Origin of the sequence: Leisingera coralii (assembly GCF_049056525.1) — a bacterium.
Classification (GTDB): domain Bacteria; phylum Pseudomonadota; class Alphaproteobacteria; order Rhodobacterales; family Rhodobacteraceae; genus Leisingera; species Leisingera coralii.
Map to the genome: position 1 here is coordinate 34,514 of NZ_JBHUPT010000086.1, position 8,810 is coordinate 43,323.

Consider the following 8,810-nt stretch of genomic DNA (forward strand, 5'->3'; position numbering starts at 1 on the left):
CTCATTGCGCCGCCCCCGTTGACGCAAGCTGGGTCATCAGATGGTCCAATGACGGCTGCAGGATGGTGAGGAAGGGCTTTGGATAGAGGCCGAACCAGAATACGAACAGCAAGAGCGGCGCCGCGCAGGCCAGCTCGCGGCGCCGCAGGTCACGCATCACGGAACCTTCCGGCACTTTCACGGGGCCCAGCAGCACCTTCCGGTAGAGGCCCAGCAGATAGGCCGCACCGATCAGGGCGCCCAGAACGCCAGCGGTCCCGGCCCAGCCGCTGACCCCGAAGGTGCCCGCCAGCACCAGGATCTCGCCGATGAAGCCATTGGTGCCGGGCACTGCCATCGACGCCAGCAAAAAGGCCGCAAACAGGATGCCAAAGATCGGCACCGCCTTGATCATGCCGCCATAGGCGGCAATTTCGCGGCTGTGGGTGCGCTCGTATATCAGCCCGACAAACAGGAACAGCGCGCCGGTGGTGATGCCGTGGTTGAACATCTGGATTACCGCTCCAGACATGCCGTTTGCCTCGAAGGTGAACAGGCCGAGGGTGACAAATCCCATATGGCTGACGCTGGAATAGGCGATCAGCTTCTTGATGTCGCTCTGCGCCAGCGCCAGGAGCCCGCCGTAAACAATCGCCGCCGCCGACAGGGTGATTATCAGCGGCGCCAGGTATTGCGACGCATCCGGCAGCATCGGCAGCGAGAAGCGCAGGAAACCATAGGCACCCATTTTCAGCAGCACTCCGGCCAGGATGATGCTGCCCGCCGTCGGAGCCTGCACATGGGCATCCGGCAGCCAGGTATGCACCGGCACCATTGGGACCTTGACCGCGAAGGCGACCAGGAAGGCCAGGAACACCCAAACCTGCAGACGGAACGGATATTCCCCCGCCATCAGCGCAAGCATGTCAAAGGTCCGCCCGCCGGCAAAATACAGCGCCAGCAGGCCGACCAGGAACAACAGGCTGCCCGCCAGCGTGTAGAGAAAGAACTTGAACGCCGCATAAACCCGGCTGCCACCGCCCCAGATGCCGATGATCAGATACATCGGCACCAGCATCACCTCCCACAGCACGTAGAACAGCACTAGGTCGAGCGCGCAGAACACACCGACCATCATGGACTGAATGGCCAGCAGGCAGGTCATAAATTCCTTCACCCGCACGGCAATCGCCCGCCAGGACGCCAGCACGCAGATCCAGCCCAGCAGGGTAGTAAGCAGCACGAACCAGACGCTGATGCCGTCGATGCCCAGCCGGTACCCCATATTCAGCGCGGGCACCCAAATGCGGGCCTCGCGGAACTGCATCGCGGCGGAAGCCGGATCAAAGGCGGCCAGGATCCAGACCGCAAGCAGAAAATCCGCAAGCAGCACCAGAAGGGTGAACCAGCGCACCGCATCCCTGCTGCGCAGGAACGGCACCGCGACTGCCCCCGCTGCGGGAAGCAGGATCAGGATGCTGAGGACAGGCAGGCCGCTCATGGCAAACCTACCCCGGCGATCAGCGGCAACCCGAGCACCGCAATCAGCCCGGCGATGATCCAGAAGGCGTAATGCGACACCACGCCGGTCTGCAGCCGGCGCAGCGCCAACCCACCCCTGCGGGCGGTCTCTGCCACGCCATTGACCAGCGCATCCACTACCCCGAGGTCCGCCCGCAGGCTCAGCCGCGACAGGCGGTGCATCAGCCGCAGCCCGGCACCGTCGCCCAGGGTGATCAGCATCTGTTCCCAGACCAGAACCGGCCCCTTGGCCAACCGCATGAACAGCTTGGCACCGCGCCGGTAGACCCAGTCGGTATCGAGGCTGATGGTGTCCTCCGGATCCAATTGTTTCAGCAGCAGCACAAAGGCCAGGAGTGTGAACATCAGGATCCCCAGGCTCTCAGTCACATGCACGCCCGTGTAGGGCTGGTAGCCCACCGGATAGGGCAGCAGGGCATAGAGCATCTGCGGATAGACCCCGATGCCGATGCAAAAGGCCGCCGCAATACCCATCGCCAGCAGCATGTTCAGCGGCGGCTCCGGCGGCCGCAGGCCGCTGTCCTTGCCGAAGAACATGTAATAGGGCAGCTTCAGCCCGGTGTGCAGGAAAGTGCCCGAGGACGCCACGGTCAGCAGCAGCGCCGCGGCGGCACGGTGATCTCCCGCTGCGGCAGAGACCACCATGGATTTGCTGACAAACCCGCTGAACAGGGGGAAGGCCGAGATAGCAAAGGCGCCGATCATGTACAGCACGACAGTCAGCGGCATCGTCCGGTAAAGCCCGCCCAGCTCGGTCAGCTTGCGCCGCCCGGCCATCATGATCACGGCGCCCGCCCCCATTAACAGCAGCCCCTTGTAGAGGATATGGGCAAAGGCATGACTGGCGGCCCCGTTCAGCGCCATCTCGGTACCGATCCCGACACCTGCCACCATGTACCCCACCTGGCTGACGATGTGATAGGCCAGCAGCCGGCGGCAGTCATTCTCCAGCACCGCAAACACCACACCGTAAAGCGCCATGGCAACACCAAGGCCCACTAGGATCTCCGCCCCCGGGTAATTGCGGATCAGCACGTAAACGGCGGTTTTGGTGGTGAAGGCGCTGAGGAACACGGCGCCGGTCACTGTGGCTTCGGGGTAGGCATCGGTCAGCCAGGCATTGAGCGGCGGCACGGCCGCATTGATCAGGAAGGAGATCAGGATTAGCCAGTAGGCCAAGCCCCCCTGCCCCGCATCCAGCGGCCCCACCAGCCAGGAACCGGTCTGCAGCCCGTGCAGCACAATGCCGCCGAACAACAGCACCCCGCCCGCCACATGAACCAGCAGATAGCGGAACCCCGCCGCTACGGCCTTGGCATTGCGGGAGGCAAAGATCAGGTAGGCGGAGGCAAAGGCCATCACCTCCCAGCCGATCAGCAGCGTCAGCCAGTCGCCGGCAAAGACCACCCCAAAGGCGCTGCCCGCATAAAGAAATGCGGCGACCCGCTGGCCGGTGCCCTCGATATGCCAGGCATAAAGGTTGCCGATCACCGACATGATGGCAAAGACCCAGGCAAAGACCAGCGACAGCTTGTCCGCCTGGAAAAGCACAAGCTCGACCCCGGCAAATGTGATTTTGCCGGACGTGCCCGGCGCCATTTGCGACACGCTGTACAGTACCAACAGCGGCACGATCAGCGACAGCAGCTTCTGCCCGGTGCCGCGGATGAGCGGCAGCAGCAGCGCGCCCAGAAGCATCAGAATTGCGGGGTGCAGCCACTCAGTCATAATAGTCCTCGTCCCGCATGATGCCGCCCTTGTGGCCGATGAACTTGCTAACGAAGATGATGGCCACGCAGCTGGCAAAGCCGAACACCGCACCCCAACCGGGGATGGCGTCCCAGAAGTGTTCACTGTGGTGGCGCGGCACCAACAGATCGGCGATCAGAATCAGCGCAAGCACCGTCAACAGTAGCCGCCAGCGCGGCCTCTTGTACCGCGCGTCGCCAAAGAAATTCACCAGCCTGCCGATCATCACAGCCCCGCTCCGCGCATCACAAGCTGCGCCAGTTCAACAAAGAAGCCCGGGTTCAGCCCCAGCGCCAAGGACAACAGCGAGGTGATCAGCAATGGCACCGCCACCATAGGGATCTCGCGCACGTCCTGCATCGCCACCAGATCAGGGGCGCCGGGTTTCTCAGCCTCAAAGAACGCTGTGTAGGTCACTGGCAGGAAATATGCGGCATTGAGCAGCGCGCTGGCCAAAAGCACGGTCAGGAACACCATCTCCTGGCCCCCGGCCGATCCCAGCACCAGATACCATTTACTGACAAACCCGCCGGAGGGCGGAATGCCGATCATGCCCAGGGAGCCAATGAAAAACGCTGCCATGGTCCAGGGCAGCCGCCGCCCGATGCCTGACAAATCACTGATGTTGCGGCGGTGCGAGGCGCAGTAGATCGAACCGGCGCAGAAGAACAGCGTGATCTTGCAAAACGCATGCGCCGCAATATGGATGATGCCGCCAATCGCCGCCATCGGCGTCAGCAGCACCGCTCCCAGGATTATGTAGGAAAGCTGGCTGACTGTTGAATAAGCCAGCCGCGCCTTCAGGTCGTCGCGGGTCAGCGCATAGACCGACGCCATCACGATGGTAAAGGACACCAGATAGGCCGTGGCGATGCCCAGCCCCAGGCTGTCCATCAGGTCCACGCCCATTACATGGAAGATCACCCGCAGCATGCAGAACACGCCCATCTTGACCACCGCCACCGCATGCAGCAGCGCGCTGACCGGGGTGGGGGCAACCATGGCCGCAGGCAGCCAGGCATGAAACGGCATCACTGCCGCCTTGGCGAAACCGGCGAGGTAGCAAAGATAGACAACGCTCAGCAGCCAGCTCTCCGCCCCGGAAGCGGCCAGCAGTCCCTGCGGCATGAAATCCAGTGATCCAGCCAGTTGATAGGTCAGCGCCAGCGCCGCCAGTAGAAAGGATTTCGAGGCACCGATCAGATAGACCGCATAGCGGCGGCTGCCGACCCAGCTTTCGCTGTCCTCCTTGTGGTAGACCAGCGGATAGGTCACAAGGCTCAGCACTTCGTAGAAGATGACCAGCGTGAACAGGTTCGCAGCAAATGCGCCGCCTACCGCCGCCGACAGAGAGACAGCAAAGGCGGCAAAAAACCGGGTCTGCGCGTGCTCTTTCAGGCTGCGCATATAACCGATCGAATAGAGCGCTGCGAAAATCCACAGCAGGCTCGACACGGTAGCGAATACCATTCCCAGCGCGTCCGCCCTGAAGGCCAAATCCACCCCCGGCAGGATTTCAAACAACCTGAGTTCCAGAGTGCCGCCTGCCAGCACCAGCGGCGCCATCGAAATCACGATCAGGAACTTCAGCACTGCCGCGGCCACCGATACAGCATCCCGCAGGTTGGGGCGCTGGTGCAGCCACAGGATCAGCGCTGCCGCAGCTAGGCTGACGGCAATAGCCAGAACTGGCCGGATGGACAGAAGAAACTCCACCGCGTCACCCTTTCAAGACCGTTAGCTCATCCACTTCCAGCGTGTGGTTGTTGCGCAGCAAGGCGACCAGAATGCCAAGCGCGACCGCGACTTCCGCCGCGGTAATCGCAATGACGAAAATGGCGATGATCTGCCCGCGCAGGTCCTGCAGCACATGCCCGAAGGCAACCAGGTTGATGGTGACGCTGTTCAGCATGAGCTCCAGCGACATCAGCACAACCAGAACATTGCGGCGCAGCAGGACCCCCGCTGCGCCGATTACAAACAGCACCGCGGCAAGGATCAGATACCACGCCGCCGGGATCATCGGGCTGCCCTGCGCGGGGCTTTGCGCTGTGCCGCATTGCTGTCGGCTTCTTCGCTGCGGGCCAGAACCACCGCCCCGATCAAGGCAACCAGCAAGATTACCGAAGCCACCTCAAACGGCAGAAGGTACTCCTGGAACAGCAGCAGGCTGAGATCCGCCACAGACGGCTGCTCGGCGACCCGCGGCCCCGGCCCCATGACCGCGTGCAAACGGGCGCTTTGCAGCAGCAGGAAAATCAGCTCAGCCGCCAGGATTATCAGCGCGATAAGGCCGGGCAGCGGCGCTTTGGGCAGGAACCGGGCCTGCGCCTCCTTGCGCACGTCCAGCATCATGATGACGAAGAGGAATAGCACCATAACGGCGCCGACGTAGACGAATATCTGGATCACCGCGAGGAAGGGCGCCCCCAGCAGAACATAAAGCGCTGCAATCTGGACCAGGCAGGCCACCAGCGCCAGCGCGCTGTGGATCGGGTTCCGTGCAATGACCACAAGCAGCCCCGCCCCCACCGCAACCGCCGAGAGCAGCAGAAAAAATGCCTGTTCCATCAATGCCCTCCCTGGAAATTTTCTCCTGCTTTTTCTTCCTTCCGGCCCGCCGCCGCTGCTGTCACACGCTGTAGCCGGTGCCTTCGATGTATTTCAGAAGCTCTTCTTCCTCGTGTATGATCTCATCCAAGCGGTGCTTCACCACATCGCCGATGCTGATGACCCCCTGCAGACCCTCGTCGTCACAGACCAGCATGTGCCGGTTTCTCTTTTCCGTCATGACCGCCATGAGCCTGATAAGATTGTCGTCCGGCGCGCAGGTAAGGATATCTGTGGTCATCACCTCGCGCACGGCGGACTTCCGGCTCGCCCCCTCCGGGTCCGACAGCGCAATGCAGATATCGCGTTCCGAGACCCCGCCAACCACCTTGCCGGCTGCATCCCGGACAACCGCAAATCCAACCTTGTTTGCGTTAAACAATTGCAGAGCCGTCAAAACACTGTCGTCCGGCGCAACCGAATAGGTCTCATATCCCTTCTGCCCCAACACTGCTTTGACATACATTTTCTTACCCCCCTATCTGTGCCCGCCTTTGCCGTTCTCCCGGCCGCGCCGCTTACAGTTTCGCTTCACTTTCCCTTGCGTATGTGCCGCCACCAGTCGTGGCCTTCAGTCCCGGCCGCAGCAGTGGCCACCGACCGCCGCTTGCCGCCCGGCTCCAGCCTGGCGGGCCGCACTTGGCCGCCGTCCCCGGCCTTGCGCGGCGCGGCCACCAAATCTTCCAGATGCACCACCAGCTTGGGCCGGTGATCACAGGCGACCTCATATTCTTGACCTAGTTTGATTGCGTCCGCCGGACAGGCATCTTCGCAAAGCCCGCAATAGAGGCAGCGCGCCAGGTTGATATCAAACACCTTCGGGCGCCGGTCGCCCTTCTCGTTTTCATAGGGAATTACGGTGATGCAATCGCAGGGGCAGATCTGCGAGCAGAGCTCGCAGGCGACACAGTTCACATCGCCTTCGTCATTGGTCTTGATGAAATGATGGCCGCGGTGGCGCTCGTAGGGCACCCATTTCTCATGGTCGGGATAGCGGTGCGTCACCGTCTTGGAAAACATGTAGCGCAGTGTAAGCCGCAGCCCGGCCAGCAGGTCGAGGAAGAAGACCCTGCCGATCCAGCCCGCCTTTTTGACTGATGTTCTTGCCATCTTGTCTTACCTCCGGATCATAGCATCAGTATCCCGCTGACCAAAATATTGAGCAGGGATAGCGGCAGCAGCACCTTCCAGCCGATCGCCATCAACTGGTCATAGCGGTAGCGCGGGAAGGTGAACCGGAACCACATGAACACCCAGACGAAGAAGCCGATCTTCAGCAGGAACCAGATGGTGTCCGGCAGGAAGAACGGGCTGCCCTGCCAGCCGCCGAAGAACAGCAGCACGTTCAGCGCCGCCAGCATCACCACCACCAGGTATTCCGCCAGCATGAACAGCGAAAACCGGATGCCGCTATATTCGGTGTGGTACCCCGCCCCCAGATCGCCCTCGGCCTCGGGCAGATCAAAGGGGATGCGCTGCGCCTCGGCCAGCCCGGCAACGAAGAATACGAAAAAGCCGACCGGTTGCACAACGACGTTCCACAGCCCGTCCTGCGCCGCAACGATCTGGCTCAGGTTCATCGAATTGGCCAGCATCACGACCCCGATCACCGAGAACCCCATCGGGATTTCATAAGAGATCATCTGCGCAATCGACCGCAGGCTGCCCAGCACCGCGTATTTGCTGTTCGATGCCCAGCCCGCCAGGATAGTGCCGAACACGCCGATCCCGGACACTGCCAGGATGAACAGAAGCCCCACGTTCATGTCGGACAGCATCAGCGTGACCTCTGTGCCGAAGACCTGAACCGGCCCGCCGAACGGAATAACGGTGAACACCAGGAACGGCGGCACCAGTGCCACCACCGGCGCCATCGCAAACAGCCGCCGGTCGGCCTCCGCCGGGAAATGGTCTTCCTTGGTCAGCAGCTTGAGCGCATCCGCCAGCGGCTGCAGCAGGCCATGCCAGCCCACCCGCATCGGCCCAGGGCGCTGCTGGATATGGGCGGCAATCTTTCGTTCCATCCAGGTCAGCGGAAGCGGAAGCAGCAGCAAAACGCCCACGACGACGGCCATTTTGAGAAGCATCGGCAAAAGCGCCAGAACGTACTCCATGCTGCCGAACCTCCGATCCCGGCCGCGTCATTTTCGAAAGATTGTTCGCTGTCAGAGAGTTGCGCCAGCCCTTCCTTACGGGAACCGCCGACCGGTGATCTTGCCGCAAAGCATTGCGAACAAACCCAATTAATCTGCTCTTTATACTATCAGTTCTGCGCAAATTTTGCAAAATGCGCAAATGGGCGGCTCACCGTTGGAATGCCTCATCCGAGTACGGCAGCTATAGCTACCGCCGCGTTGCAGTTCTGCTGAGGGACGCTGGATGTCAGACAGTTGACAAACTACTATTTGCCGGGTGCGCTTGAAGAAGCCGTTGAAGCCTTTGTCGAGCTCTGCAACCACCGCCGCTGCCACGAGAGCCTCGGCAATCTAACACCGGCCGATGTCTATTTCGGTCGAGATCACGCCATTCTCAGCGAAAGGAGAAAAATCAAGGACAGAACATTGAAACAGCGCCGCTTGCTCAATCTCGGACACACCACTTAGGATCAAAACCCATGAGCCAGATCTTCCTGATCGCATTCTCATCAACTGGCCCGCTTCATTTGATGACGGACACACCTTGAGAGCTTAAAGTGCCGTCTGGACAAGACTGGCTCTGATTTCCGGGGCAGATCTGCGCTCCATCGATGATTGGGTATTTCCTTCTATCCGTCGCACAGCGCAAAGAAGGTGCTCTGCCCCCTGAAAACTGGATCGTTCGGAGCTGGAGTTTTCCGCTAAATTTCCCTGGCTGGGAGAGGAGCGGAATCGCATGAAAGCATCGAAGTTCACAGAGGCGCAGAAGGCGTTCATCCTGAAGCAGGGCGAGCA

Annotated in this window: 9 protein-coding genes and 1 pseudogene; 1 reads left to right on the forward strand and 9 read right to left on the reverse strand. The window is 61.2% G+C overall.

The features are described 5' to 3' along the window. Window position 1 precedes the first annotated feature (1 nt). The 9 genes from ACFMBG_RS22140 to nuoH all read right to left on the reverse strand — a co-directional run bounded on the left by ACFMBG_RS22140 (window position 2) and on the right by nuoH (window position 7,994). The gene (locus ACFMBG_RS22140) at window positions 2–1,480 is read right to left on the reverse strand and encodes an NADH-quinone oxidoreductase subunit M (RefSeq protein WP_421056840.1); all 1,479 of its coding nucleotides are present in this window, start codon (window positions 1,478–1,480) and stop codon (window positions 2–4) included. Then, window positions 1,477–3,249, reverse strand: a complete 1,773-nt coding sequence (locus tag ACFMBG_RS22145) for a Na(+)/H(+) antiporter subunit D (RefSeq protein ID WP_421056841.1) — start codon at window positions 3,247–3,249, stop codon at window positions 1,477–1,479. Before ACFMBG_RS22145 ends, ACFMBG_RS22140 begins: the two co-directional genes overlap by 4 nt. Continuing rightward, the gene (locus tag ACFMBG_RS22150) at window positions 3,242–3,496 is read right to left on the reverse strand and encodes a hypothetical protein (RefSeq protein WP_421056842.1); all 255 of its coding nucleotides are present in this window, start codon (window positions 3,494–3,496) and stop codon (window positions 3,242–3,244) included. The genes ACFMBG_RS22145 and ACFMBG_RS22150 overlap by 8 nt, the downstream gene beginning before the upstream one ends. Continuing rightward, window positions 3,496–4,986 (reverse strand): monovalent cation/H+ antiporter subunit D family protein, encoded by a 1,491-nt coding sequence (locus tag ACFMBG_RS22155; protein ID WP_421056843.1) that lies wholly within the window; start codon window positions 4,984–4,986, stop codon window positions 3,496–3,498. Before ACFMBG_RS22155 ends, ACFMBG_RS22150 begins: the two co-directional genes overlap by 1 nt. A gap of 4 nt (window positions 4,987–4,990) precedes the next feature. Beyond that, window positions 4,991–5,293 (reverse strand): NADH-quinone oxidoreductase subunit NuoK, encoded by a 303-nt coding sequence (gene nuoK / locus ACFMBG_RS22160; RefSeq protein ID WP_421056844.1) that lies wholly within the window; start codon window positions 5,291–5,293, stop codon window positions 4,991–4,993. Beyond that, entirely contained in the window at window positions 5,290–5,841 is a 552-nt protein-coding gene (locus ACFMBG_RS22165) for an NADH-quinone oxidoreductase subunit J (protein WP_421056845.1), read from the reverse strand. Before ACFMBG_RS22165 ends, nuoK begins: the two co-directional genes overlap by 4 nt. Before the next feature lie 61 nt (window positions 5,842–5,902). Continuing rightward, window positions 5,903–6,346 carry a CBS domain-containing protein gene (locus tag ACFMBG_RS22170; RefSeq protein WP_421056846.1) on the reverse strand — a complete coding sequence of 148 codons (444 nt, stop codon included), beginning with the start codon at window positions 6,344–6,346 and terminating at the stop codon, window positions 5,903–5,905. A gap of 65 nt (window positions 6,347–6,411) precedes the next feature. After that, window positions 6,412–6,990, reverse strand: coding sequence for a 4Fe-4S dicluster domain-containing protein (locus ACFMBG_RS22175; protein ID WP_421056847.1), 579 nt, complete (start codon window positions 6,988–6,990; stop codon window positions 6,412–6,414). A gap of 17 nt (window positions 6,991–7,007) precedes the next feature. Then, window positions 7,008–7,994 (reverse strand): NADH-quinone oxidoreductase subunit NuoH, encoded by a 987-nt coding sequence (gene nuoH, locus ACFMBG_RS22180; protein WP_421056848.1) that lies wholly within the window; start codon window positions 7,992–7,994, stop codon window positions 7,008–7,010. Window positions 7,995–8,270: 276 nt separating this feature from the next. Between nuoH and ACFMBG_RS22185 the strand changes: the two are divergent. Then, window positions 8,271–8,483 (forward strand): annotated as a pseudogene (locus tag ACFMBG_RS22185) (IS3 family transposase); the annotation flags it as partial. Between the last annotated feature and the right edge of the window lie 327 nt (window positions 8,484–8,810).